22 protein-coding genes are annotated in these 25,299 nt (G+C 50.7%); 15 read left to right on the forward strand and 7 right to left on the reverse strand.

Going from position 1 to position 25,299, the window contains the following annotated elements; genetic code table 11:
• From rpsT to lpxH, 7 genes are all read left to right on the forward strand, one after another.
• The coding region (gene rpsT, locus ACTHUT_RS04590; protein ID WP_440418686.1) for a 30S ribosomal protein S20 at positions 1-167 on the forward strand (167 nt) is incomplete at its 5' end.
• Between the two features lie 169 nt (positions 168-336).
• Complete coding sequence (locus ACTHUT_RS04595; protein ID WP_440386058.1) at positions 337-1,476, forward strand: phospholipase A; 1,140 nt, start codon at positions 337-339, stop codon at positions 1,474-1,476.
• 152 nt (positions 1,477-1,628) lie between these two features.
• Positions 1,629-2,309: a DUF502 domain-containing protein gene (locus ACTHUT_RS04600; protein WP_440386057.1), complete on the forward strand. Its 681-nt coding sequence runs from the start codon at positions 1,629-1,631 to the stop codon at positions 2,307-2,309.
• A gap of 407 nt (positions 2,310-2,716) precedes the next feature.
• A complete protein-coding gene (locus tag ACTHUT_RS04605) occupies positions 2,717-3,109 on the forward strand; it encodes a hypothetical protein (protein ID WP_296116536.1) in 393 nt (130 codons plus the stop codon).
• A 55-nt stretch (positions 3,110-3,164) separates the two neighbouring features.
• Entirely contained in the window at positions 3,165-4,973 is a 1,809-nt protein-coding gene (aspS, locus tag ACTHUT_RS04610) for an aspartate--tRNA ligase (protein WP_440386056.1), read from the forward strand.
• A 239-nt stretch (positions 4,974-5,212) separates the two neighbouring features.
• Positions 5,213-6,598 (forward strand): PIG-L deacetylase family protein, encoded by a 1,386-nt coding sequence (locus tag ACTHUT_RS04615; RefSeq protein WP_440386055.1) that lies wholly within the window; start codon positions 5,213-5,215, stop codon positions 6,596-6,598.
• Positions 6,599-6,750: 152 nt separating this feature from the next.
• Entirely contained in the window at positions 6,751-7,461 is a 711-nt protein-coding gene (lpxH, locus tag ACTHUT_RS04620; protein ID WP_440386155.1) for a UDP-2,3-diacylglucosamine diphosphatase, read from the forward strand.
• 60 nt (positions 7,462-7,521) lie between these two features.
• Here lpxH and serB read toward each other — a convergent pair whose 3' ends face one another.
• A complete protein-coding gene (serB, locus tag ACTHUT_RS04625) occupies positions 7,522-8,352 on the reverse strand; it encodes a phosphoserine phosphatase SerB (RefSeq protein WP_440386054.1) in 831 nt (276 codons plus the stop codon).
• Positions 8,353-8,915: 563 nt separating this feature from the next.
• Between serB and ACTHUT_RS04630 the strand changes: the two genes are divergently transcribed.
• The 4 genes from ACTHUT_RS04630 to argC all read left to right on the forward strand — a co-directional run bounded on the left by ACTHUT_RS04630 (position 8,916) and on the right by argC (position 14,362).
• Entirely contained in the window at positions 8,916-11,111 is a 2,196-nt protein-coding gene (locus ACTHUT_RS04630) for a TonB-dependent siderophore receptor (protein WP_440386053.1), read from the forward strand.
• Positions 11,112-11,240: 129 nt separating this feature from the next.
• Complete coding sequence (locus tag ACTHUT_RS04635; RefSeq protein ID WP_440386052.1) at positions 11,241-12,944, forward strand: ABC transporter ATP-binding protein/permease; 1,704 nt, start codon at positions 11,241-11,243, stop codon at positions 12,942-12,944.
• 150 nt (positions 12,945-13,094) lie between these two features.
• Positions 13,095-13,319: a hypothetical protein gene (locus ACTHUT_RS04640; RefSeq protein WP_440386051.1), complete on the forward strand. Its 225-nt coding sequence runs from the start codon at positions 13,095-13,097 to the stop codon at positions 13,317-13,319.
• Positions 13,316-14,362, forward strand: coding sequence for an N-acetyl-gamma-glutamyl-phosphate reductase (gene argC, locus ACTHUT_RS04645; RefSeq protein ID WP_440386050.1), 1,047 nt, complete (start codon positions 13,316-13,318; stop codon positions 14,360-14,362). The genes ACTHUT_RS04640 and argC overlap by 4 nt, the downstream gene beginning before the upstream one ends.
• 75 nt (positions 14,363-14,437) lie before the next feature.
• On the opposite strand, the gene ACTHUT_RS04650 is transcribed toward argC, so the two are convergent.
• Positions 14,438-14,713: a hypothetical protein gene (locus ACTHUT_RS04650; RefSeq protein ID WP_003748371.1), complete on the reverse strand. Its 276-nt coding sequence runs from the start codon at positions 14,711-14,713 to the stop codon at positions 14,438-14,440.
• Between the two features lie 261 nt (positions 14,714-14,974).
• On the opposite strand from ACTHUT_RS04650, the gene ACTHUT_RS04655 reads away from it, so the two are divergent.
• From ACTHUT_RS04655 to ACTHUT_RS04665, 3 genes are all read left to right on the forward strand, one after another.
• Positions 14,975-15,661: a S24 family peptidase gene (locus ACTHUT_RS04655; RefSeq protein ID WP_004518834.1), complete on the forward strand. Its 687-nt coding sequence runs from the start codon at positions 14,975-14,977 to the stop codon at positions 15,659-15,661.
• A gap of 131 nt (positions 15,662-15,792) precedes the next feature.
• A complete protein-coding gene (gene erpA / locus ACTHUT_RS04660; protein WP_003680162.1) occupies positions 15,793-16,131 on the forward strand; it encodes an iron-sulfur cluster insertion protein ErpA in 339 nt (112 codons plus the stop codon).
• Between the two features lie 335 nt (positions 16,132-16,466).
• Positions 16,467-17,141, forward strand: coding sequence for a hypothetical protein (locus ACTHUT_RS04665; protein WP_003748368.1), 675 nt, complete (start codon positions 16,467-16,469; stop codon positions 17,139-17,141).
• An 80-nt stretch (positions 17,142-17,221) separates the two neighbouring features.
• Here ACTHUT_RS04665 and ACTHUT_RS04670 read toward each other — a convergent pair whose 3' ends face one another.
• A complete protein-coding gene (locus tag ACTHUT_RS04670) occupies positions 17,222-19,411 on the reverse strand; it encodes a primosomal protein N' (RefSeq protein ID WP_440386049.1) in 2,190 nt (729 codons plus the stop codon).
• 135 nt (positions 19,412-19,546) lie between these two features.
• On the opposite strand from ACTHUT_RS04670, the gene ACTHUT_RS04675 reads away from it, so the two are divergent.
• Entirely contained in the window at positions 19,547-20,338 is a 792-nt protein-coding gene (locus ACTHUT_RS04675) for a DsbC family protein (RefSeq protein ID WP_003748365.1), read from the forward strand.
• Positions 20,339-20,472: 134 nt separating this feature from the next.
• Here ACTHUT_RS04675 and ACTHUT_RS04680 read toward each other — a convergent pair whose 3' ends face one another.
• From ACTHUT_RS04680 to ACTHUT_RS04695, 4 genes are all read right to left on the reverse strand, one after another.
• Positions 20,473-21,156, reverse strand: a complete 684-nt coding sequence (locus ACTHUT_RS04680) for a 2,3-diphosphoglycerate-dependent phosphoglycerate mutase (RefSeq protein WP_036493345.1) — start codon at positions 21,154-21,156, stop codon at positions 20,473-20,475.
• A gap of 102 nt (positions 21,157-21,258) precedes the next feature.
• Positions 21,259-22,011: a class I SAM-dependent methyltransferase gene (locus ACTHUT_RS04685; RefSeq protein ID WP_440386048.1), complete on the reverse strand. Its 753-nt coding sequence runs from the start codon at positions 22,009-22,011 to the stop codon at positions 21,259-21,261.
• Positions 22,012-22,059: 48 nt separating this feature from the next.
• Positions 22,060-23,685, reverse strand: coding sequence for a sigma-54-dependent transcriptional regulator (locus ACTHUT_RS04690; protein ID WP_440386047.1), 1,626 nt, complete (start codon positions 23,683-23,685; stop codon positions 22,060-22,062).
• Positions 23,678-25,264, reverse strand: a complete 1,587-nt coding sequence (locus tag ACTHUT_RS04695; protein ID WP_440386046.1) for a two-component system sensor histidine kinase NtrB — start codon at positions 25,262-25,264, stop codon at positions 23,678-23,680. The genes ACTHUT_RS04690 and ACTHUT_RS04695 overlap by 8 nt, the downstream gene beginning before the upstream one ends.
• Positions 25,265-25,299: the final 35 nt, after the last annotated feature.

The raw sequence follows: 25,299 nt of genomic DNA on the forward strand, positions 1-25,299 counted from the left end.
AAAAAGTGTTGAAAGCAGTTGAAGCCGGCGACAAAGCTGCTGCTCAAGCAGTTTACCAAGAATCCGTTAAAGTCATCGACCGTATCGCTGACAAAGGCGTATTCCACAAAAACAAAGCAGCCCGTCACAAAAGCCGTCTGTCTGCTAAAGTAAAAGCTTTGGCTTAATACTGACGCAGATGCCGAAAATCCTGACAATCAAAACAGGATGAATCGAGCTGATACGATGCCCCTGAGGTCCTGCCTTTCAGGGGCATTGCCGTATTCACAACCCAAACCGACTAAATAAACCTATTTACCCCCTCATCAGGCCGTCTGAAAAACAACGGAAACTCTCATGAACAAGATGTTGAAACATTCCCTAAGTATCGGATTCATTGCCGCTGCCCCGCTGGCCGCCGCCGATACCGCCCTACACTGCACCACCATTCAAGACAACGCCACCCGTTTGGCGTGTTACGACAACATCTACTCGGCGCAACTCCCCCCTCAATCCCCACTGCCGCAAGTACAAACCGAAACGGCCAAAACACCGGTTGACCTCGAAAAAAGCGTGCGCAAGAGCATTGAGAAAAAAGAAGCGGCCATTGTATTCGACAATCCTACCCACCCGAATATTTCAGACGACGTATTAAGCGAAACTGCCGACAGCTACACGCCTTTAAGCCTGATGTACGATTTGGATAAAAACGATACGCGCGGCCTATTGAGCGTACGCGAGCACAACCCTATGTACCTCATGCCCGTTTGGTACAACAGCAGCCCCAACTATTACCCTGAATCCCCTAGCCGCGGCGTAACCACGCAGGAAAAATTCAGCGAGCAAAAACGCCTCGAAACCAAAATGCAGGTTTCCTTCAAAAGCAAGATTGCCGAAGATTTATTCAAAACCCGTGCCGACGTATGGTTTGGCTACACCCAAAAATCCGACTGGCAAATCTTCAACCAAGGCCGTAAATCCGCTCCGTTCCGCAATACCGACTACGAACCCGAAATCTTCATTACCCAACCCGTTAAAGCAGACCTGCCTTTCGGCGGCAAACTGCGCATGGTCGGCGCAGGTTTTGTTCACCAGTCCAACGGTCAAAGCCGCCCGGAATCGCGCTCATGGAACCGGGTTTACGCCATGGCCGGCATGGAATGGGGCAAGCTGACCGTCATCCCTAGAGTTTGGATGCGCGCCTTCGACCAAAAAGGAGAGGACGATGACAATCCAGACATCAACAAATACATGGGTTACGGCGACTTGAAAGTCCAATACCGCTTCAATGACAAACAAAATGTTTATTCCGTCCTGCGTTACAATCCGAAAAGCGGACGCGGCGCCGTTGAAGCGGCCTATACTTTCCCCATCAAAGGCAAACTCAAAGGCGTTGTCCGCGGCTTCCACGGCTACGGAGAAAGCCTGATTGACTACAACCACAAACAAAACGGCATCGGCTTCGGCCTGATGTTCAACGACTGGGACGGCATCTAAATGACTCCATATTGTTTCAGACGGCCTTTGTAACCAAGGCGGCCGTCTGAAACAATAAGACAAAACAAGCCATTCGTTTAAAATACTCGTTTCCTAGCGTCCAAACGCGTATAATGCAAAGTTTGGGCAAAACTTGCCGGAATGAAACAAAGATGACAGAAGCCGCAGCCGAAAGCGGAAAAATCGCCAAGGCTTTAAAGAAATACTTGATTACAGGCGTGCTGGTTTGGTTGCCGATTGCCGTAACCATCTGGGCGATGAGCTACATCATCTCCGCCGCCGACAGACTGATCAACCTATTACCGGAAAGCTGGCAGCCCCAGCATTTCTGGGGGTTTAACATTCCCGGCTTGGGCATCGTCGCCGCCACAGTCGTCTTGTTCGTTACCGGCGTATTTGCCGCCAACGTATTGGGCAAACGGATTCTCGGCGCATGGGACAGCCTTTTAGGACGCATTCCCGTCGTCAAATCCATCTACTCCAGCGTTAAAAAAGTTTCCGAATCCCTGCTCTCCGACAGCAGCCGCTCGTTCAAAACCCCCGTACTGGTTCCCTTTCCGCAACCGGGCATTTGGACGATAGCCTTTGTTTCCGGCCATATTCCCGCCAAACTCAAAGGCAGCCTGCCGCAAGATGACGACTATATTTCTGTTTACGTCCCAACCACGCCCAACCCGACCGGCGGCTATTACATCATGGTGAAAAAAAGCGACGTGCGCGAGCTGGACATGAGCGTGGATCAGGCATTGAAATATGTAATTTCACTGGGCATGGTGATGCCGGATGAAATACAAATTAAAACCATCCAAGATAAAAAAACTGATAGTTTATAGCACTTATTAATCAAATTCTTAACAACAGAATAATGCATAAATATCTATTAATCATAATATTTAGCCTATCCCAAAAAATATAACCACTAAGGAATTACCACAAAGCTCGCACTTACTAATTCATAATGACTGGCAACCTACACAGACTGCGAACTTACTAGAAGTATCTAAATATGATTGAATGTAATAGTAATTTTGCGATTTTTTGGAAACGTAGTTATTATAAAGCGGAGAACTGCGCGGTAACTGGAATAGCTCCCTGCATATTTAATTTCAAAGATATTTAGGAAATACTTTAAGCATGGTTACACAAGGCAAAGAGAATGACTCACACAGCCATGCCAATATCATTACCACAGCACTAATCCGTAAATAAATCTCCTCACATTTTACTCACAGGAATAATCATGAAACGGGAAATACTATCTATTATTTTTCTAGCTACATATAGCTCACTAGCATTTTCATCAGGGGAGCTTTCATGCAAAAAAATCATACCCATTAATGTAACAGAGGGTTGGAAAAGGAATTGTACTTATCATGGCTCATCTATAAATGAAGCTTATCAAGAATATCGCAATCTAACTCAAAATCTAGGCGAGGCCCCAAACATTCTTCCAAATAAAAATCGTCGATATAAAACTTCTAGAAATGAAGTAGAAATTAATATTAATTGGAAAAATAAGAATCATGTGTTTGTAGCACAGACTTATCCCGAAGCCGAAAACTCAGGAATGGAAGTAGGCTTTAAAAAAATTAAAAATGTGATTCAAATTACAGAAATTGGTTGGACACCATAATTACCAATTTCTTATTTATAAATTAAACACTTCAATATATAAACAAGGAAATAATATGCGTACCAACTATTGCGGCCTTATCAGCGAGCAATACTTAGACCAAACCGTTACCGTCAAAGGCTGGGTACACCGCCGACGCGACCACGGCGGTGTGATTTTTATCGACCTGCGCGACCGCGAAGGCATCGTTCAAGTCGTGATTGACCCTGACACTCCGGAAGCATTTGCCGCTGCCGACTCTTCCCGCAACGAATATGTTTTGAGCATTACCGGCCGCGTACGCAACCGTCCTGAAGGTACGACCAACGACAAAATGATTTCCGGCAAAATCGAAATCCTTGCCAAAGAAATCGAAGTGTTGAACGCCGCTGCTACGCCTCCGTTCCAAATTGACGATGAAAACATCAGCGAAAACGTGCGTCTGACCAACCGCGTTATCGACTTGCGCCGTCCTACCATGCAACGCAACCTGCGCCTGCGTTATCAAGTGGCCATGGGCGTTCGCCGTTATCTGGACGCGCAAGGCTTCATCGACATCGAAACCCCGATGCTGACCCGCTCCACTCCGGAAGGCGCGCGCGACTACCTCGTACCGAGCCGCGTTCATCCGGGCGAATTCTTCGCGCTGCCGCAATCTCCGCAATTGTTCAAACAATTGCTGATGGTGGCCGGTTTCGACCGTTACTACCAAATTACCAAATGTTTCCGTGACGAAGACTTGCGTGCCGACCGTCAACCTGAATTTACTCAAATCGACTTGGAAACCTCGTTCTTGAACGAGGATGAAATCATGGACATCACCGAAGGCATGGCTAAACAAGTCTTCAAAGACGCATTGGGCGTGGATTTGGGCGATTTCCCACGCATGCCTTACTCTGAAGCCATGTTCTACTACGGCTCTGACAAACCGGACATGCGCATCAACTTGAAATTTACCGAGTTGACCGACCTGATGAAAACGGAAGAATTCAAAGTTTTCCGTGGCGCAGCCGACATGAAAGGCGGTCGCGTGGTCGCTCTGCGCGTACCGAACGGCGCGAAATTCAGCCGCAAAGAAATCGATGAATACACTAAATTTGTCGGCATCTACGGCGCGAAAGGTCTGGCATACATCAAAGTAAACGATGTCAGCAACCTTTCCAACGGCGAAGAAAGCGGCCTGCAATCTCCAATCGTGAAATTCCTGTCTGAAAACGCCCTGAAAGAAATCATCGAGCGTACCGGCGCACAAAACGGCGACATCATCTTCTTCGGCGCGGACAAAGCCAAAGTCGTGAACGAAGCCATCGGCGCATTGCGTATTAAAGTCGGCTTGGAACACGGCAAGGACAACGGCTACTTCGTAGACGAATGGAAACCTTTATGGGTTGTCGATTTCCCAATGTTCGAATACGACGAAGAAGCCGACCGCTACGTTGCCGTACACCATCCGTTTACCGCGCCAAAAGAAGGTCATGAAGACCTGATGGTTTCCGACCCTGCAAACTGCCTGGCCCGTGCCTACGACATGGTATTGAACGGCTGGGAAATCGGCGGCGGCTCTATCCGTATCCACCGCGCAGACGTACAAGAGAAAGTGTTTGCCGCACTGAAAATCAGCCCTGAAGAGCAACAAGAGAAATTCGGTTTCCTCTTGGACAACCTGAAATTCGGTGCGCCTCCTCACGGCGGCCTTGCATTCGGCCTCGACCGTCTGGTTACCCTGATGACCGGTGCCGAATCTATCCGCGACGTGATTGCCTTCCCAAAAACACAACGTGCACAATGTCTGCTGACCAATGCACCTAATGTGGTCGACGACAAACAACTTCGCGAGTTAAGCCTACGTCTGCGTCAGAAAGCAGTTGAAACAAAAGAAGCATAATTTACCGGCTTAACCTTTAAAATATCAAGGCCGTCTGAAAAATTTGAAATTTCTTTCAAATTTTTCAGACGGCCTTTCTGTATTTTAGTCGTTTATATATAATCAACTTATAAACTGTTTTATTTTAAACGTTCACTTCAATGACGTTAGAGTATAAAAAACAACCGTTTGTAAGAAAAACAAACAAATAAGCTCCACAAGCACTATCATGACTGTTACAACAATAAAGGAACCCAACAATGTTTCTAATACTGACGGGGCTGATACTGACTTTTTTTGTTTTGTTGTTTATTATTACTTCAATTATTCATAAAAAACAGTTTGCCTATAACACACACCAAGACTATAACTATCCCTCCCTTCCCTCTACCGCACATGCAACCCTCAAAGGCGGCAGCCTGACCTTGCCCGACACTGTCAGCGGACAGGATACCGTCATTGCCAAAATCCGTATCAAGTCCAACTGGATGGGACTATTGTTCTTGCCTTTTGTCGAAACCATTTCATCCAAAGGCAAATGGAAGCAATATTTCGAATACGGCGCAAAAGGCGTGCGCTATATCAATCTGAGCGACACCTTCTCCGACAGCGACAAAACTGTCCGTTTGGAAGGCAAATACCTGACTTTGGCCGATCAAGAAATCGAACTTTCCGTTTATCCGCGTGAAAACCTTGACGGCAAAAAAATCCTTGTCCTCGCGCCCCATGCCGACGATGCCGAACTCAGCGCATACGGTTTGTACGAAAAACACGCCGCCAATTCAATGATCTGCACCTTAACCGCCAGCGAAGGCGGCAGCTTCCACTATGGCAATCTTTACGGTCAATGCGACTGCGACACTCAGGCCCAATATCTGCAAAAAGGCCGGATGCGCGTTTGGAACAGCCTGACCGTCCCCCTTTTGGCCGGCGTGCCGTCTGAAAACATCCTGCAACTGGGCTACTTCGACAGCACATTGACCGCCATGCGCCAAAATCCGGAAAAAGAGATTAAATCGACCAAAATCGATACGGCCGACGTCGATATTTTCCGCCATGCCAATACCTCCCCATTGGCGCAACAACTCAAGCCCGGCTCAACCTGGAACAGCTTGGTAGACAATCTCGGCTACCTGATAGAAACATTCCAGCCGGACATTATCGTGTCGCCTTCCCCAAATATTGACACGCATCCCGACCACCAACACACAACGCTGGCCGCCATCGAAGCCCTGCGTAAAATCGATTACCGCCGCGGCAATCTGTTTTTGCACACCATCCATTATCTGAGCGACGACTTTCCAATCGGCAAAGTAGGCTCTTCCTTCAGCCTGCCGCCGCTTGCCGAACAGCCGTTTTACTTCCAAAGCATCTATTCCCATCCTTTGGACAAAGAGGAGCAAAACCGCAAACTCCTTGCCCTTGACGCCATGAACGACATCCGCCCCAATTCAGACGGCTATATGCGCTGGAGCACCATGATATTCAAAGGCCTAAACAAACTGCGGCACCACGTCCTCCATATCGACAAAGACTTGGTCAACCGCTTTGTCCGCAGCAACGAATTCTTCTATAGTGTCCCCATTACCGACCTGTACCAAGAAGAAACGCTGAAAAAAATTACCTATCAGGGCAAAGCCCAATAAACCATAAAGGCCGTCTGAAAAGATGTTTCAGACGGCCTTTATCACACCCAATCAAAACAACAAAATCACCGCATTACAAACGAAAAACACCAAGCCCAAATCCAAACGCGACAACCCAAGTTATAATAAAACCTTCCCATACGCCCCACATCATCATGCCGATTTACTTCATCGCCGATTTGCACCTGAGCGAATCCCATCCCCAACTGACCGCACTCTTCCAAAAATTTATCCAAGAAAAAGCCGTCCGCGCCCAAGCCGTATACATCCTCGGCGACCTTTTCGATTTTTGGATTGGCGATGACGAAAACAGCTCTTTGGTTCAAACCATCAAACAAACCATCCGCAGCCTGACCGAGCGCGGCATCGCCTGCTATTTTATCCATGGCAACCGCGACTTCCTCATCGGCAAAACCTTCGCCCGCGATACCGGCATAACCTTACTACCCGAGTACGCCGTGATCGACCTATTCGGCACGCCCACCCTGCTCTGTCACGGCGACACCCTCTGCACCGACGACCATTCTTATCAAAAATTCCGCCGTACCGTCCATCAAAAATGGCTGCAACGCCTGTTCCTGCTTTTGCCGCTCACACTCCGGCTGAACATCGCTGCCAAAATCCGCAGGCAGAGCAAACAGGACAAACAACACAAAACCGCCGACATCATGGACGTTAATCCAACCTTTACCCACGAAACCATCCAACGCTTCCACACGCCCCTACTCATTCACGGCCATACCCACCGCGAAAACATCCACCGCAACGCCGATTACACCCGCATCGTACTCGGCGACTGGCGCGACAATTACGCCTCCATTCTCGAAGTCGATGCCGAAGGCTACCGTTTTATCGCCTTATAAAACATCAGGCCGTCTGAAAACCGATTTCCCGATTGTTCAGACGGCCTGACCTCAAACAGTTTACGCAAACCAACCGCGTATCCGCTCCAAACCACCAAAGCGCACACACGCATCCGCATTCGCTTCAGTTTTCGGTTTCGCCCGATAAGCAATGCCGAATCCTGCCTCCCGTATCATCGGAATATCGTTCGCACCATCGCCCATCGCCACCACCTGCCACGGAGCCAAACCCAGACGCTCACGGTATTCGCGCAACAAATCCGCCTTAGCCTGCGCATCGATAATCCGCCCTTTCAGACGGCCTGTCAGCTTGCCGTTTTCCACTTCCAACACATTCGCAAAATGGAAATCCAAGCCCAAACGCCGTTGCAGGCGTTCCGTAAAAAACGTAAATCCGCCCGACACCAGCATAAACTTCACATCATTCCGTTTACACGCTTCCAACAAAAATTCCGCGCCCGGCGACAGCTGCAACACATTCTCGTACACCTCTTCCAACACGCGCTCGTCCAAGCCGGCCAGCAAAGCCACACGCTTGCGCAAAGACTGCTCAAAGTCCAACTCGCCGCGCATCGACTGCTCCGTAATCTTGGCCACCTCATCCTTCAGCCCGACACCGGCCGCAATCTCATCCACGCACTCAATCGTAATCAGCGTCGAATCCATATCGCTGACAATCAGCCCCAAATCAGCAAAAGCCACATCCGGCAACACCGCGCCATCTATCTGCTGCGCAATCAACGCCGCACGCATCCCGTCCGTCAGTTCAAAATCATCATCAACCGGCACACGCAACACCGACTTCCCTGATGGCGCAGCCACCAAATCGCCAAACGCCGACCAGTCGCACGCACCCAAATCCCCATGTTGCAACACCAAAACCTTCTTCATCTCTTTCTCCTCATACCCCAAAACCTTTGCAAACAAATCCGGTACACATTCAGCTTAAAACAACACAAACCGTATTTTTGCAAAGGCCTTAAAAAAACCAAAACAGCATTATAGCCGAACAACCCCGGCAATTTTCAGATGGCCTGGAAACAAATTCAGCTCGAGCTGCCAATACCAATATTTACATCAACAAACCAAGCAATTACTCAAAAATTTGATTTGGGACAAGCTGTTTGAAAAACTTTGCAAGCAACAGATAACTTTCTGTTGATTTTTCTTACAGTTTCGATATAGTTATTTATGGCTAGTTTGGCACTATCCCTTATATCTAGCTTTCATTGCATTACCACCTCCATTCGTTGCCAACGGCTCCCTTTCCGGTGGCAACCTTTTTTTGGCCCGATAGTTTGACAATATCAAAATTGAATCAAATAAAATAATTCGGGGACTTATATTTATTTTTAAAACAAAACGGCTTATAAAAAACAACGACTCAATTTAAACGGATATTGCCGCCAATATTTAAAAACAAACAGATCTTTCTTTATCAAGGACCTCATCAAATGCATCATTCTAAAAAACTATTCAAACTGAGCACACTTGCCCTCTGCCTTGCCGCATTGCCCCAAGCCGTTAACGCTGCGGAAGAAGTACAACAGGTGGAATTAAATCAGGTCAATGTGGTCGGCAAAAACCGCAGCCTGCGTACCGAAAATCGAAATGACTATACGACTTCGGCTATGAGTTCTACCACAGGACTGGCATTGACTCCGCGTGAGACGCCGCAATCCGTCAGCGTTATTACAAAAAACCAAATTAATGATCAAGGTATTACTACGCTTGCAGATGCGTTGAAAACAACGACTGGCGTAAATGTCGTTCGCCAAGGGAACCGCACCCATTTCCAAAGCCGCGGATTCTATATTGAAAAATTGGAAGAAGACGGCATGGCTACCACTATTGGTGCGCCGGGCATATTTGGCAGCCCTGCCAGAGACGGGCACAACATCACCGACCTTGCCATGTATGACCACATTGAAGTTGTGCGCGGTGCGGCTGGGCTGACCCAATCCAACAGCGCGCCCGGAGGTACGATTAATGCCGTACGCAAAAAACCGACAGTGAAAAAACAAATCAGTATGAATGGTTTAGCCGACCGTTTCGGCAAACGGCATATCGAATTGGATGCCTCGGGCACTTTAAGCTCAGAAAACCAACTCCGCGGGCGTATTGTCGGCAGTTTTGATCATGACAAAACCTTTCAGGATAAAGTGAAAGGGCAAAACAGCCTTCTTTACGGCATTTTGGAAAAAGACATCGGGGAAAACAGCAAGGTTTCTGTCGGCGCGTACCGTATCGCCCAGCGAAACACCCCTAATCTCAACGGTTTACCTTTATGGGAAGACGGAAGCAGTCTGCCGCGCAACAGCTATTTCGGTGCAGATTGGAATCATGGGCGGTTCATCAAAAACGGTGTTTTTGCAGAATTTGACCACTACTTCAACGACAACTGGAAATGGAACAGCAAAATCGATTGGCGAAACAGCCACTCCGACCAAAGGTATGCTTTCTTAATGGCAGACAAAAGCGGGTTGAAAGCCAATCAATCCATCGGTATTGAAGACCAACAGGCTTTCCGCTATCAGCACGACAGCAAACACCTGCATATTCAAAACAACCTGCGCGGCAAGTTTGAAGCCTTGGGTCAAACCCACGACATCTTCCTGACCCATAATTATTCGAAAGAACGCAATACCCTGCACCATACCCGTATGCAGGCAACCGGCAGCTACGATCCATTTTCTGCCGCTATCCCCCAACCTGACTGGGCTGCCGAACCATACAGCATCATGGACAGCAACAACCATTTCTATACGCACGCCCTTGCGGCAGGTACCCGCATCAATCCTACGGAAAAACTGCATCTGTTGGCAGGCGGACGCTATACCCATTGGAAACGCGACTTCGATTACAACTGGTCCCGTTATGCAGGCGCTCCGGACAATGATGCAAAAACCTATTCGGTCAAAAACAACAAATTCATTCCATACATCGGCATCACTTACGATTTCATGCCGGGGCAAAGCCTCTATGCAAGCTATACATCCATCTACAAACCGACTCTGAAAACAAATGCAGACAACAGCTATCTCGCACCCGAAGTCGGTAAAAACTACGAATTGGGTTGGAAAGGTGAATGGATGCAGGGCAAACTCAATACGGCCGTTTCCCTGTTCCAAACCGATAACACCAACGTCGGCGTACGCGTCAACGTTCCGGCCAGCGGCAACAAGAAGCAGACTTTCTACTACGTTCCCGCAAAAGAACGCAGCCGCGGTGTAGATGCGGAAATTTCCGGAGCAATCGGCGCAAATTGGAAGCTGTTTGCCGGCTATACCTACAATATCCGCAAAACAGAAAACCATCCCCATACCGAGGGCGATTTTGCCAACTGGACCCCAAAACACATTCTCCGCGCTTACAGCAGCTATACGCCGCCGTTTGCAAACGGTAAGTTAAGTATCGGTATAGGCTTGTCCAGTCAAAGCAAAACCGGCAGCAAGCTGCCCCAAGGCGGCTATACCGTTTGGAATGCCGGTTTGCAATACCGTCCGACCGACAATTTGCAACTTGGGCTGGCAGTCAACAACCTGACTGACAAACGCTACTATGAAAACAACAGCAACCGTACAAAAAACTACGGCAACTTCTACGGCGAACCGCGCAATGCCGTGTTCAGCCTGAAGTGGAAGATGTAAATAGCAGCATAGCAAGCACGGTTTGACCGCTCATTTTTTAAAAGCATAAACCAACTATTGCTGATAAAAAGGCCGTCTGAAAGTACAATTTCACTTTCAGACGGCCATTCGCACGTATTTACAAGCATTATGAAAACACTCAAAAAATTCTTTTACCTCGCCCGTCCTTTCTGGTCGGGGGCGCACGGCCGCCTCCAATGGCTGATGCTCGCCGTCCTCATCGGCTTCACCCTTTGCTCCATCACCATCAGCGTTTGGATCGCCGCGTGGGACAAACGTTTCTACGACGCACTGGCCGCATTTGACGGCGCATCCATGCCTTCGCTCATTGTCGAATACCTCGGCTACATGGCGATGATCATCGGCTGCATCGTTTGCGGCGACTGGTTGCAAAAACGCCTCATCTTCCGCTGGCGCACCCACCTGACCGAGCAATTCCAAACAAACTGGCTCGAAGGCCACAAACACTACCGCCTGCGCCTGACAGGCGAACCGGACAACCCCGACCAGCGTATCGCCGAAGACATCTACCTCCTCGCCGACAAAAGCATCAGCCTCTTTCGCTCCTTCATCAACAACGTTGCCAAATTCAGCGCGTTCGTCGCCGTACTGTGGACGCTCTCCGGCGTGCAGACCTTCAACATCGGCGGACACAACATCACCATACACGGCTACCTCGTCTGGGTTGCCCTGATTTATTCCGTCATCAGCACCGTCATCGCCCACCTTGTCGGCCGCAAACTGAAAAACCTCAATATCGACCGCCAGCACCGCGAAGCCGACTACCGCGCCGCCCTTCTGCGCGTGCGCGACCATGCCGAACAAATCGCCTTTTACAACGGCGGCGAAGCGGAAACAGGCCGTCTGAAACAACGTTACCTCCGCATCCGCGACAACTGGCGGCGACTGACCAACTGCGAATTCCGCCAAGAAACCTTTTGGGCGACCTATGTCCGCATCAGCATCTTCATCCCCATCCTCGCCACCCTGCCCATGTACCTTGCCAAAACCATGACCTTCGGCGACATGATGCAGACGCGCACATCGTTTGCCCGCGTCCAAGACAGCTTCGGCTGGTTTACCGACTCCTACCGCCGCCTGATTGAATGGGCGGCAGTCATCGAGCGGCTTTCCGGTTTTCAGACGGCCTTAGAACAAGCAGAACACAAAAGCCCCGTCCTTCAGCCACACCAAGCAGATTTGCCGCATCATCGCGGCAAAGCCGTCCTGCAAAACCTTACCGTCCACACCCAAACCGGCACCCCCCTGCTCTCCGGCATCAGCCTTGAAGCCCATACCCCTGAATGGCTATTGCTCGAAGGCAAAAGCGGCATCGGCAAATCCACGCTGCTTCGCGTGCTTGCCGGTTTATGGCCGTATTATCAAGGCAGTTTTTCACTCGAAGGCAGCCGCCTGTTTTTCCCGCAACGCCCTTACCTGCCTACCGATACCCTGCGTCAAACCGTCAGCTACCCTTATTCAGCCTGCCAAGACGACCATTTGATTCAAACCGTTTTGGAACAAGTCGGCCTAAACAGCCCCACGGGTAGGCTGCACACGTTGATCAACGATTTGGACACCCCATACGAATGGCACGGCATCCTCTCCGGCGGCGAACAGCAACGCCTCAGCCTCGCACGCGCACTGCTGCACAAACCGCAAATCCTGTTCCTCGACGAAGCCACCAACCAGCTTGATGACGAATCCGCCCTAATGTTGATGCAGACCCTCAAACAACATTTGCCCGACACTTTGGTCATCGGCATCAGCCACCAACCCAAGATTCAAACCCTGTTTGATAGTTCGCTGAATTTGAATGAAAAAATTATTTAAACGTTAAAATGTGCAAAACGCTTGCTTTCCATCCTAACAAGGGATATAGTACCAAGTAACTAGTTCTTATTGATGAGAGCTACTCCTTGGATACTTGCCTCCGGCCCTCCAACCCGGGGGCATTTTTTTACATTTTTATTTTGTGTTCGTATGGATAGGATAAAGACGAAACACCCACCACAAATCAAACCGCAAACTGCGTTTTCCAAACACCCAGGCCGTCTGAAACACACTCTCGAATATTATTCATTCCATATTTCAGACGGCCTGTTTAACCCTCTATTGCAAAGCTTGGCACAAGCACCGCTGACCGACGGCAATCAATTACTATATAATCAAACGCATCGTTATCCCTACAAAGGAGCCACACCATGACCACAAAAATTAAAATCGGTATTGTCGGTGCAACCGGATACACAGGCGTTGAATTGTTGCGCCTGCTCAGCAGCCACCCCAACGCAGAAGTTACCGCCGTTACCAGCCGAAGCGAAGCCGGTATTGAAGTAGCGGACTACTTCCCCAGCCTGCGCAGCATTTACAACCTTGCATTCCAAACGCCCGAAGAGGCCGGGCTTGACCGCTGCGACCTCGTATTCTTCGCCACACCCAACGGCGTGGCCATGAAAGAAACACCGGCCCTTGTCGAAAAAGGCGTACGCGTGATTGACCTGTCTGCCGACTTCCGCATCCGCGACATCCCCACATGGGAACAATGGTACAAAATGACCCATGCCGCACCGCAACTCGTTTCCCAAGCAGTGTACGGTTTGTGCGAACTTCACAAAGACGACATCGCCAAAGCCATGTTGGTGGCCAATCCGGGCTGCTACCCTACCTGCGTTTCCCTGCCCTTATTGCCGCTGCTTCAGGCTGGCCGTCTGAAAGCCAATGCGCCGCTGATTGCCGACTGTAAATCCGGTGTTTCCGGCGCAGGCCGCAAAGCCAGTACCCACGCCCTATTGTGCGAAGCAGGCGACAATTTCAAAGCCTACGGCGTCGGCGGCCACCGCCATCTGCCTGAAATCCGACAAACCCTGTCCGGACTGCAAGACCAGGTTTCAGACGGCCTGATTTTTGTGCCACACCTAGTTCCGATGATACGCGGTATGCACGCCACCCTGTATCTGCACCTGCAAAAACACACCGATCCTGAAGCCTTGCTGCGCGAATACTACCGCAACAGCCCCTTTGTCGATATCCTGCCTTCAGGTTCGACACCCGAAACCCGCAGCGTGCGCGGCGCCAACCTTTGCCGTATCAGCGTTCAAAAAGCGCCTGATCAAGACGACGTGTGGATTGTGCTTTCCGTCATCGACAACTTGGTTAAAGGCGCAGCCGGTCAAGCCGTACAGAATATGAACATCATGTTCGGCCTACCCGAAACCACCGGCCTGACCAATGCACCATTGATGCCTTAAGCCATCCTTATTAAAAACACAAGGCCGTCTGAAATAATGGTTTTCAGACGGCCTTTATTAATTCATACGCAAACATCACTCATACACCACGCCGGCAAGCATTTCTTCTTCATTCAAGTTGCCGTACTGTTGCTCCCAATCGTGGGTAGCCTCCACCATATCGCATTCTTTGGCGAAGGCAAGCAGCCTGCCGTCCATCTGATCCAGACTCAAACTGCCCAAGCGTTCGCATTCCGAAGCCGTCAAATTACCGTCCGCTTCATGCGCTTCCGAAGATCCGAAAGGCAGGGCAAAAAAACCCAGCACCAACGCCAGCAGCACCCAAAAAATATTTTTACGCGAACGAGTCATTTCACACCTCTCATCATAATCACATAGCAGGTTTAAGTCAGAAAAACTAAACCAAATAAAACCAAACTAAGAAAAATCGAATAGAAAATTAGAAATATCGATTTATCTAAGACAAAACGAATAATACTAAGAAAAAATAAAACATGCAATACTTTTTCTTAGGTTGAGTAATTTTTTTCTTACAATTTTATAAAAACTAAGGTAAAATACACTCAAATCGTCCAAACCATATAAAAAACATACCTCCATAAAGGCATAAACATGGATACCTTTAAAGACCGCCTGGCTTTCTTATGGAAAGATGAAGCCCGCCAAGCCAAAATCGCCGCCGACATCGATATGACCATCGCCGGATTCAGCCGTATCTGGAACGAAGGCGGCCTGCCGAAATCAGAAACGCTAAAAAAAATCAAACAACTTAAAGGCTGCAGCATAGACTGGCTGTTGACAGGCGAAGGCTCCCCCTTCCCCGATTCCGAAGCCCCAAAAGCCACGGCCACCGACACACTGGGCAACCCTGTCGATATAGACGAATTTGTCTTCGTACCGCGTTACGACATCCAGGCCGCGGCCGGACACGGCCAGCTCGTCGGCGATGAGCAGCCCATATTCGCCATGGCGTTCCGACGCTATTGGATAGAAAATTATGTGACGCGCGACATCAAAAACCTTTCCGTTATCTCAGTCAAAGGCGACTCGATGGAAGGCGTGCTGAATGATGGCGACACCATCCTCATCAACCACGGCCAAACCACGCCGCGCGACGGCCTCTATGTTTTGCGCCTCAACGAAAACCTTCTGGTCAAACGCCTGCAACTGATACCCGGCGGCATCGTCAACGTCATTTCCGCCAACGAAGCCTACCCTACTTTTGAAATCGACTTGAAAAACCCGACCGACGACGTTGCCATCATCGGCCGAGTCGAATGGTTTGGCAGAAGCATCTAAATCTGACATACTGGCGCTTGAAATTTCTGCCATGCCCTCCATGTAAGCTGGCAGACCTGTCTGCACAAACTTGCTTTGGCCAACGGTTTGCGCGACAATAGTAAAAACATTCATATAAAAGGAATCACATCATGTCAGACGAAAGCCCTATTATCTTTACTGACAGCTGCTGCACCAAAGTTGCCGACCTGATTGCCGAAGAGAACAATCCCGACCTGAAATTGCGCGTATTCGTCAACGGTGGCGGCTGTTCCGGCTTCCAATACGGTTTTACCTTTGACGAAATCAAAAACGACGACGATTTCGAAATCCAAAAAAACGGCCTGACGTTCTTGGTTGACCCAATGAGCTACCAATATCTGGTTGGTGCGGAAATCGACTACACCGAAAGCCTGCAAGGTTCTCAATTCGTCATCCGCAATCCGAATGCCGAAACGACTTGCGGTTGCGGCTCGTCCTTCTCCGTATAAACAATCCGTTTCTTCACGAAAAACAGGCCGTCTGTATCTTCAGACGGCCTTTTGTGTGAATTTATTTTAAACAATATTGGATTTATCTTATAATAATAATATCGGGCGTGAATATTTACTCTACAATAGACATAACATTGGACATGCATATTGCCATATAAATAAAAAATCATTGTCCAGCCGATTAACGACACAAAGGCATCCCCTATCCGGTCTGCCTCAGACTGCGGCCTCTGTTTTTGCCTGCATCGCAAGCCAAAACAGCTCAAACACAATAACAAAACCTCAGGCCCAACCCATTTGGTTGACGCAGTCGAAATATTCATGGGATATCAATGAGCAAACAAGAAAAATTTTTCGACGTATATGTTTCTTATCCGCCGAACACGGATAAGGAGCGCATCCATGCCTGCCTGTATGACAACCTGCCCGAAAACGAAGCCGAGAGCCTGATTCAAGCCTTGGCGGAGCGTCCGCAAGCCATTGTGGCCGAAAAATGCACGCAAGACGAGCGCGAAAATGCGCAGCATTACTTCAGCTATTTAGGTTTGGACGTCATTGTCCGTCAGGCTATGGAGTTGGAAGCGGTTGAAGAAGAACCCGTGTTGGCAGTCAACACTCCCGACCCTATCCAATGCCCCGTCTGTATGACGATTATTGACGAACTCGACGCACAGGAATGTAAGACCTGCCACTTTGATTTGACAGAAAAAAATGAGCTGGCCATCCAGCGCAAGCGCATTGAATGGCAGGAAAAAATCTCTTTCGAGCACAAAAAACAAACCGAAATTGCCCACAAGCTCAAATACGAACGCGAGCAGGAAGAGAAGAAACTGCGCAAAAAAATCCGCGCCGAATTAGAATCCCAATTACGCGAAGAGTTAGGCCAAAATCCTGAGCTGGCTGCACTTGCAGCGAGGAAGAAAACACAGTTTCTGCTTACAATGGCCATCGTATTCGCCGTTTTGAGCCTGCTTGCTCTCGGCTATATCGCTGCAAAATTCTTCTAAACTGATTTCAAAACTTAAGGCCGTCTGAAAAACAGATTTTCAGACGGCCTTTTATTTCCTTATGGATTGAACCATTTCAATCAAGCCTCTTGCACATCAACGTCCACCGACCATCTGATTTTGCCGTTGCGGTTTTGCTGCAACACCTGCACCCACAAACTCACGGCGCGGTGCAAATCCTGTCGGGATGTTGATTCGAGGAAGATTTGCGCGCGTTCACGTTCGGCAAGTCGCACCATCAGCATGGGGGCGGCGCCGAACTGGGAGACGCTTTCGGGCAAAAGTGGGGCGAGGGTTTCTTTGGCGGCGTTGAGAAATTCCATCGCATCGGCAACGCGCGGCGCGTCGGCGCGGACGGCGGTCTGGAAACCGAAGGGCGGCATGGCGAACATTTGCCGCTCGTTCAATTCGTTTTCGGCAAACACGGCGTAGTCCTGCGCTTTGACGGCGGCGAAGACGGGATGTTCGGGCAGTTGGGTCTGTATCAGCACCTTGCCGGGTTTGTCGGCACGCCCCGCCCTGCCGGACACTTGCATTAGCTCGGCGAACAGCCTTTCCTGCGCTCGGAAATCCGCGCTGTACAGGCTGCCGTCGGCGTTCAACACGATCACGAGGTTGAGCCGCGCGAAATCATGGCCTTTGGCGAGCATCTGCGTGCCGACCAGAATATCGATTTCGTTGTCGGCGATGCGGCGGTACAAATCCGCCCAGTCGTTTTTATGCGCGGTGCTGTCCCTGTCGACGCGAACAACGGTTGCTTTAGGGAGAAAGGCGCGCAGGGTTTCTTCGACGCGCTGCGTGCCGTGGCCGACGGCGGTCAGGTCTTGGTTGCCGCAGTCGGGGCATTTGAACGGGATGGGTTCGCGGTGGTCGCAATGGTGGCAGCGCAGTTGGCGGGCGCGTTGGTGCAGCACCATTTTGGCGGAGCAGTTCGGACAGCCGAAGGTATGGCCGCAGTCGCTGCAAAACAGTGCGGGCGCGAAGCCGCGACGGTTGAGGTACACCAGCGACATACCGCCCGCTTCGAAGTTCTGTTTCAAAAGCTGCAAGGCTTGCGGCGAGAAGCCGTTGTCGAGTTTCAGACGGCCTACATTAAGTATTTCTACTTGCGGCAGTTGCGCGGCGGTATGGGCGCGTTCGGTCAGTTGCAGCAGGCGGTACGCGCCGCTTTGAGCCTTGTGCCAGCTCTCTAAGCTGGGCGTGGCGCTACCCAATACGACGGGGCAGCCGCTCTGCTTCGCCCGCCACACCGCCAAATCGCGGGCATGGTAGCGCAATTCGTTGTCCTGTTTGAACGAGCCGTCGTGTTCCTCATCGACCACAATCAGCCCGACATCATCCATCGGTGTGAACACCGCCAGCCGCGTGCCGATCACCAGCTTCGCCTGCCCCAACATGGCGCGCAGATAATCCTGCGTGCGCTTGCCTGCCGCCATCTGACTATGCAACACGGCGGTCGGTACATCGGCAAAACGGTCTTCCACCCGCTTTAAAAGCTGCGGCGTGAGGTTGATTTCGGGCAACAGAAACAACACCTGCCGCCCCTGCGCCAACACTTTCGCCATCGCATCGAAATACACTTCGGTCTTGCCGCTGCCGGTGATGCCGTACAGTAGAAACGGCTGAAAACTGCCGAAGGCCGTCTGAATTTCATCGGAAGCCTGCTGCTGGTCGGCATTCAACACAAATTCAGAGTGCGAAGCCTGCCCGTGGTACGACCTCAATACAGGCTTTGCCGCTTCCGTCGTTTCAATCCAGCCTTGTTCCGCCCAATCCTCAATCAATTTCGCCGCCTGCGCGTTCACCTGCTTCAACGCCGCCATCGTCATTCCGCCCGACAGCAGCGCGTCCCACAAAGCCGCTTTTTTATTGAACCGCGCCGGCGGCGGCGTTTGCGCCCTGCCCGCTTCGTTCAGCGCGTAAAACAACGGCGGCTGCGGCATTTCCACCGCGCGCGTTTCCTTCAAACCCTGCGGCAGCGCAGCAAACACCGCCTGCCCCGTCGGATAGTGGTAATAACGCGACGTAAACGAGAGCAAATCACGCCAGCTTTGTGGTAATGGTTTTTCTTCCACAAAGGCCGTCTGAACACTCAAAATCCGCGCCGCATCCATATCGGGCGCAATATCCGTTTCCCACACAATCCCGACCACGGTTTTATTGCGGAAAGGCACAAGCACCCGCGTTCCCGGAGGGAGCGGCTCGGAATGGGAATAAGTCAAAAGGCCGTCTGAAAGCGGCACGTTCACAGCGATGCGGTGGTAAATCATACAAACAATCAAATCATTTTTTCGTATTTTAACAGCCGAAAGCTATTTTCAGACGATAAATTGAGCCTCAATACAATGCAGGCATGACAGAGGTTTGATACAATGCCTTACTTTTAACACACGCAAGTCTCTCGCATGAAAACCAAGTTAATCAAAATCTTAACACCGTTTGCCGTCCTTCCTTTGTTGGCATGCGGTCAACCTGCCGTATCCAACGCCAACGCCGCGCCTGCGCCGGCTGCCAAAGCGGAAGCGCCTGCCGACAAATCCGTTGCCGCTTCTTTGAAAGCGCGTTTGGAAAAAGTCTATGCCGCCCAAGATTTGAAAGTTTTGAGCGTCAGTGAAACACCGATTAAAGGCATTTACGAAGTTGTCGTCAGCGGCAAACAAATCATCTATACCGATGCCAAAGGCGACTATATGCTCGTCGGCGACCTCATCAACGTCAACACGCGCCAAAGCCTGACTGAAGAACGCGCCGCCGATTTGAACAAAATCGACTTCGCTTCCCTGCCTTTGGACAAAGCCATCAAAGAAGTGCGCGGCAACGGCAAACTGAAAGTCGCCGTTTTCTCCGATCCGGACTGCCCGTTCTGCAAACGCTTGGAGCATGAATTTGAAAAAATGACCGACATCACGATTTACACCTTCATGATGCCGATTCCAAGCCTGCACCCTGATGCCGCGCGCAAAGCCGAGCTGTTGTGGTGCCAACCTAATCCGACCCAGGCATGGACCGACTGGATGCGCAAAGGCAAACTCCCAAGCGGCAAAGCAAACTGCGAAAACCCTGTTGCGGAAACCACTTCATTGGGCGAACAATTCGGCTTCAACGGCACGCCGACCCTGGTCTTCCCTAACGGCCGTAGCCAAAGCGGTTACAGCCCTATGCCCCACCTCAAAGAAGTTATCGAGAAAAACCAGTAATACAGGGTTTAATCTCCATCAAGGACGCTTTACGCGTCCTTTTTCCATTTCGTCCGCCATCAATTGCTTTCAGACGGCCTCAAACAGACAAATACAAAAAAGGACGTGTCCGCCACGTCCTTTTTCCTTTTACCTTACAGGTAGAATTTCTCAACCACTTTCAGGTTTTCATCCAATTTGTACACCAGCGGCTGGCCGGTCGGGATTTCCAAGCCCATGATGTCTTCGTCTGAAATGCCTTCGATGTGTTTGGCCAACGCGCGCAGGGAGTTGCCGTGTGCCGCAACCAAAACACGTTTGCCGCTCAGAATGGCCGGAGCGATTTGGTCTTCCCAGAAAGGCAGGACGCGCTCGAGGGTAACTTTGAGGTTTTCGCCATCGGGAATAACATCGCTAGGCAGGTTGGCATAGCGGCGGTCGTTGTGGGCGGAATGCGGGTCTTTAGGATCAAGCAGCGGAGGCAGGGTGTCGTAGCTGCGGCGCCAGATGTGGACTTGCTCGTCGCCGTATTTTTCTGCGGTTTGTTTTTTATCCAAGCCTTGCAGCTGGCCGTAGTGGCGCTCGTTCAAACGCCATGATTTGATTTGCGGAACAAACAGTTGGTCGGATTCTTCCAAAACGATGTTACAGGTTTTGATGGCACGGGTCAGAACCGAAGTAAAGGCGATGTCGAATTCATAGCCTTTTTCTTTCAGCTTTTTACCTGCTGCGGCGGCTTCTGCCAAACCTTGCTCGCTCAGCTTGACGTCGCGCCAGCCGGTGAAAAGGTTTTTCGCGTTCCATTCGCTTTGTCCGTGACGGATGAATACTAATTCCATGATTGTTTGCTCCAATGAAGTTTGGGAAAAGGTATTTATAGCACACTTTGCCACCACGCTGATAACGTCGGCGGCTTCTTTTGATATGTTGCAAGTTTGCTTCTAGTCTTCAGACGGCCTTGTCGGAAGGTAAACGTCAAAACGCGTGCTTTTGCCGGTGTATTGATATGCCGGTTTGCGCCCGTCGAGAAACTCTCCCAAGCGCGGACGTTTGACGACAATGCGCTTTTTGGCGGTATCCAATGCCGCATCCAACAACTCGGCTTCGTCTTGTGCCGCGCCGACCAAGTCGTGGAAATAGGCCATTTCTTTTTTCACGGCGGCGGTTTTGCGGCGTTCCGGGTACATCGGGTCGAGGTACACCACATCGGGCCTGCCGTTTTGCGCAGATAATTCCTGCATCAAATCAACGGCATTGCCAAAGTGCAAAGTAATTCGCTGGGCAATCTCCCGTGTTTCTTCACTTTGCCCCGCCCTGTTGAGGCCGTCTGAAAGTAGACAGGCAACCGCAGGATTTTGTTCAAAAGTGTGTACATTCAAACCCAACGAGGCAAGCACGAAGCTGTCGCGCCCCAGTCCGCCGGTAGCGTCCCAGACAGTCGGTTGCGCAGTATGGTTGACGGCTTTGGCAATCAGCTCGCCGCCGCCTTTAGTGCGCCGATAATGGGCGGCACCGCCATCAAAATCAACGCGGACACGGCCTTTTTCACCGGCGCGGCATAAACTGATGCCGCTTTCGTCAGCAATAAGGAAACTGCCTGCTTCAGGCTGCCGGTCGATAACGGTCAACCCAAAAGGCACGACAAGGCTGCGAAGTTCGGCAGATGCGGTTTCGTCAAAATAAATCTTGTACATAAGGCTTATGTTTCAGACGGCCTGGAAAACTTGGGCCGTCTGAACGTTTTAATTGATGTCCAAGCGTTCCATGCGGTAGCGCATAGAGCGGAAGCTGATGCCCAAAAGTTTGGCGGCTTGGGTACGGTTGTAACGGGTTTGCTGCAAGGCCTGTTCGATGATGCTGCGTTCCACCTGGTCGAGGTAATCCTGTATCTGCATGGTGCGCGGATCAAACGGCGGAATGGGGCTGTGATTGAGCGTGGTTTGGCGCGCGTCAGGTTCGGCGATGTCGTCAAAAGAAAGGCTGCTGCGATCGGCTTTGGCCTGCGGGGCGTTTTGAATCTGCAAGTCGTCCACCTGTATCACTTGGCCGACCGTCAGTGCAACGGCGCGTTCGAGGATATTCTCCAGCTCGCGGAAGTTGCCGGGATAGCTGTAATGCAGCAGGGCTTCTTGGGCTTTGGGGCTGAGTTTGTAGGTTTGATTGCCGTGGCGGTGTTTGTACAGCAAATACAGAATCAGCGCGCCCAAGTCTTCGCGCATTTCGCGTAAAGGCGGCATATGCAGGGAGACAACGTTGAGGCGGTAATACAAGTCCTGGCGGAATGCGCCGCTTTCAACCAAGGCTTCGAGGTTTTTATGGGTTGCACAAATAATGCGTACGTCCACAAAGGTTTCCCGCGCATCGCCGATACGGCGCACGGCTTTTTCTTGGATGGCGCGCAGAAGTTTGACCTGCATGGCAAGCGGCAAATCGGCAACTTCGTCGAGAAACAATGTGCCGCCGTCGGCGTGTTGGAAAAAGCCGAGACGGTCTTGATCCGCGCCGGTAAAGCTGCCTTTTTTGTAGCCGAAGAATTCGCTTTCCATCAGGTTTTCAGGAATCGCACCACAGTTGACGGCAATAAACGGTTTGTCGGCGCGGTCGGACAGCTCGTGAATCGTGCGCGCCGCCTGCTCTTTACCGGTACCGGATTCGCCGGAGATATAAACGGGAACCAGGCTGCGTGCCAATCTGCGAATCAGGTGGCGTACTTCGACCATTTGCGGCGAAGTACCCAACAGGCGCGGCATATCGTCGTCGCCTTTCAGGATAGGCTCTTCTTGCAAAGCAGGATTAATGTTGCCGGTTGAAAACCGCTCTTTTAAGGAATTGAGCCCTTCCGGAACGGTCAAAGGCCGGTTAAATTCACTCTGTACGCTCTTGGGCGGCGTAACAACAGGCTTGACCGGCTGGGGTTCGGGTTTATACAGGGCGGCAGAAACAGGCGCAGGCTGAGATTTGACTTTTTCAGACGGCGTGGGTTCGTTGGTATTGTCTGAAACCGATACGGCCGATTTAACCAATGAACGCAGTTGCGACAGCGTAATCGGTTTTTGCAGATAGTCAAACGCGCCTGCTTTCAAGGCTTCAACGGCTTGGTCGGCATTGCCGAAAGCCGTAATCACAGCAACGGGCGTATCGAGCATCAACTCATCGATGTATTGGACAACCTCGAGACCTGAACCATCGGGCATACGCATATCGGTCAACACCAGCGAATAATCGTTGTTGTCCAGCTTGTCTTTGGCTTCTTCAACACCCGCCGCAGTATCGACGCGCAGACCCATTTTCATCAGGGTCATTTCCATCAGGTCGCGGATGTCTGCCTCGTCATCGACAATCAAAACCGGCTCTTGCAATTTATTCATCCTGCGCTTGCTCCTTCGGTAAAATCAGTTCGAACCCGTTCATTTCAGGGTGATAATGCAGCTGTCCCATATTGGCGTGTGCCAACTCGCGTGCGACGTAAAGCCCCAAACCGGTGCCTTGTTTTTCGGTGGTGTAAAACGGCTCGAACAGATGATTTCGTACATCCGGCGGCACGCCTTTGCCGTTGTCCGCCACTACGATGGAAATATGCATCCTGCCGCTGGGGCGGATCAGGACGGTAATGGCGTTTTCGTCCTGACGGCTGTGTCGCCAAGCGTTGTTGCACAAGTTCCACATCACTTGCTGCAAGTGCATGGGATCGACCAATACGGTCAGGTTGTTGCCGTCCATATTCATACGCAGACAGCCGATGGCATCGGGATTGTTCAAGGTAAATTCCTGCTTGAACTCCAACCAGAATTTCATCAGATTAATCGGCTGGCGGCTGATGTTGTCTCGTTTGTTAAGCAGGGATACGTCTTCCAACATCTTGTCGATGCGTTGGATATTGCTGTCGATAATGTTGTAGAGCTTGGCCTTGAGCGGGTCTGCCTCGTCGCCTTCCTGCAACAAATCGCTGGCATGGCGGATGGCGGACATCGGGTTGCGGATTTCGTGGGCAAGGTTGGCAGTCAATTGACCGAGCGAAGTCAGCTTGGTGGACATGGCTTCCGCAGCCACTTCACGCAATGAGCGGACATACAACATCAGCAGCTCGGTTTGCTCCTGAATCAGCGGTACGGCTCGGACGTGCATGGCGTGTTGGAAAATATGGATATCGGTTTCAAAAGGTTTGTCGGGTTGGCGCTGCCATCGGGCCACCAGTTCGCCAAACACGATTTCCTGCTGATCGATAATCAGGCTGGGAAAATAGATTTTTGCCTGTTTGTTAAACAGCCACACGCGCTGGGTCGCATCAATCACCACCACCGCTTCCTGTACGCGGTTTAAAACCAAATGGTTCAGGCCGCTGATACGGCGGTAGGCCAATTGATGGCGGCTGGCAGACTCTGTGGCCTGTTCGAGATAACGGGCGGCAAACGAGGTCAGCATCGCCACCAGATAGCTGGCGCCGATCAGCATTAAAGAATTCGCCACTGATTTTGCGTCCCAATTAAACGAATCGAAACGCATACTGCCGTCTAAAAACAGGTTCAAAATAAACAGCATTGCCGTATAGCCTGCGTACAGCATGGGGTAATGGCCATAACTGAGCAGACACGACGTGGCGACAAACGGCAAAACCAAAATCCCGAAACCTGAAGCTGTACCGCCGGAGATATACACTAAAACCATGATCATGGTAATGTCGACCACGGCGCTGGCGTTGGGCAAATCCAAGGATTGCCACTGCCAGCCCGGGCGGAGCACGGAGAGCATAATCAGGAAGAAATACAGCGTTATCCAGATATAAAACTCAACCGCCGGCAACGAAACGCCAATCAGATTGCCGCCCGTGTAGCTGCCGAAAGCGTGCAAAACCAAAAGCGGCAAGACGATGGCTATTCGGGCGATGTTGATGACGCCGGGAATCCGCTCCCTCAGATTACCCAGCTCTTGAAGATTGGCTCTGTTCATAAGTGAACCTTTTTTATTTTCATGCAATGTCGTAG

Source organism: Neisseria sp. P0022.S010 (assembly GCF_051956635.1).

What these genes read in the sequence shown, in the direction of transcription:
- ACTHUT_RS04595 (WP_440386058.1), top strand. Translation starts at nt 337, where the DNA reads ATGAACAAGATGTTGAAACATTCCCTAAGTATCGGATTCATTGCCGCT.
- ACTHUT_RS04600 (WP_440386057.1), top strand. Translation starts at nt 1,629, where the DNA reads ATGACAGAAGCCGCAGCCGAAAGCGGAAAAATCGCCAAGGCTTTAAAG.
- ACTHUT_RS04605 (WP_296116536.1), top strand. Translation starts at nt 2,717, where the DNA reads ATGAAACGGGAAATACTATCTATTATTTTTCTAGCTACATATAGCTCA.
- aspS (WP_440386056.1), top strand. Translation starts at nt 3,165, where the DNA reads ATGCGTACCAACTATTGCGGCCTTATCAGCGAGCAATACTTAGACCAA.
- ACTHUT_RS04615 (WP_440386055.1), top strand. Translation starts at nt 5,213, where the DNA reads ATGTTTCTAATACTGACGGGGCTGATACTGACTTTTTTTGTTTTGTTG.
- serB (WP_440386054.1), bottom strand. Translation starts at nt 8,352, where the DNA reads ATGAAGAAGGTTTTGGTGTTGCAACATGGGGATTTGGGTGCGTGCGAC.
- ACTHUT_RS04630 (WP_440386053.1), top strand. Translation starts at nt 8,916, where the DNA reads ATGCATCATTCTAAAAAACTATTCAAACTGAGCACACTTGCCCTCTGC.
- ACTHUT_RS04635 (WP_440386052.1), top strand. Translation starts at nt 11,241, where the DNA reads ATGAAAACACTCAAAAAATTCTTTTACCTCGCCCGTCCTTTCTGGTCG.
- ACTHUT_RS04640 (WP_440386051.1), top strand. Translation starts at nt 13,095, where the DNA reads ATGGATAGGATAAAGACGAAACACCCACCACAAATCAAACCGCAAACT.
- argC (WP_440386050.1), top strand. Translation starts at nt 13,316, where the DNA reads ATGACCACAAAAATTAAAATCGGTATTGTCGGTGCAACCGGATACACA.
- ACTHUT_RS04650 (WP_003748371.1), bottom strand. Translation starts at nt 14,713, where the DNA reads ATGACTCGTTCGCGTAAAAATATTTTTTGGGTGCTGCTGGCGTTGGTG.
- ACTHUT_RS04655 (WP_004518834.1), top strand. Translation starts at nt 14,975, where the DNA reads ATGGATACCTTTAAAGACCGCCTGGCTTTCTTATGGAAAGATGAAGCC.
- erpA (WP_003680162.1), top strand. Translation starts at nt 15,793, where the DNA reads ATGTCAGACGAAAGCCCTATTATCTTTACTGACAGCTGCTGCACCAAA.
- ACTHUT_RS04665 (WP_003748368.1), top strand. Translation starts at nt 16,467, where the DNA reads ATGAGCAAACAAGAAAAATTTTTCGACGTATATGTTTCTTATCCGCCG.
- ACTHUT_RS04670 (WP_440386049.1), bottom strand. Translation starts at nt 19,411, where the DNA reads ATGATTTACCACCGCATCGCTGTGAACGTGCCGCTTTCAGACGGCCTT.
- ACTHUT_RS04675 (WP_003748365.1), top strand. Translation starts at nt 19,547, where the DNA reads ATGAAAACCAAGTTAATCAAAATCTTAACACCGTTTGCCGTCCTTCCT.
- ACTHUT_RS04680 (WP_036493345.1), bottom strand. Translation starts at nt 21,156, where the DNA reads ATGGAATTAGTATTCATCCGTCACGGACAAAGCGAATGGAACGCGAAA.
- ACTHUT_RS04685 (WP_440386048.1), bottom strand. Translation starts at nt 22,011, where the DNA reads ATGTACAAGATTTATTTTGACGAAACCGCATCTGCCGAACTTCGCAGC.
- ACTHUT_RS04690 (WP_440386047.1), bottom strand. Translation starts at nt 23,685, where the DNA reads ATGAATAAATTGCAAGAGCCGGTTTTGATTGTCGATGACGAGGCAGAC.
- ACTHUT_RS04695 (WP_440386046.1), bottom strand. Translation starts at nt 25,264, where the DNA reads ATGAACAGAGCCAATCTTCAAGAGCTGGGTAATCTGAGGGAGCGGATT.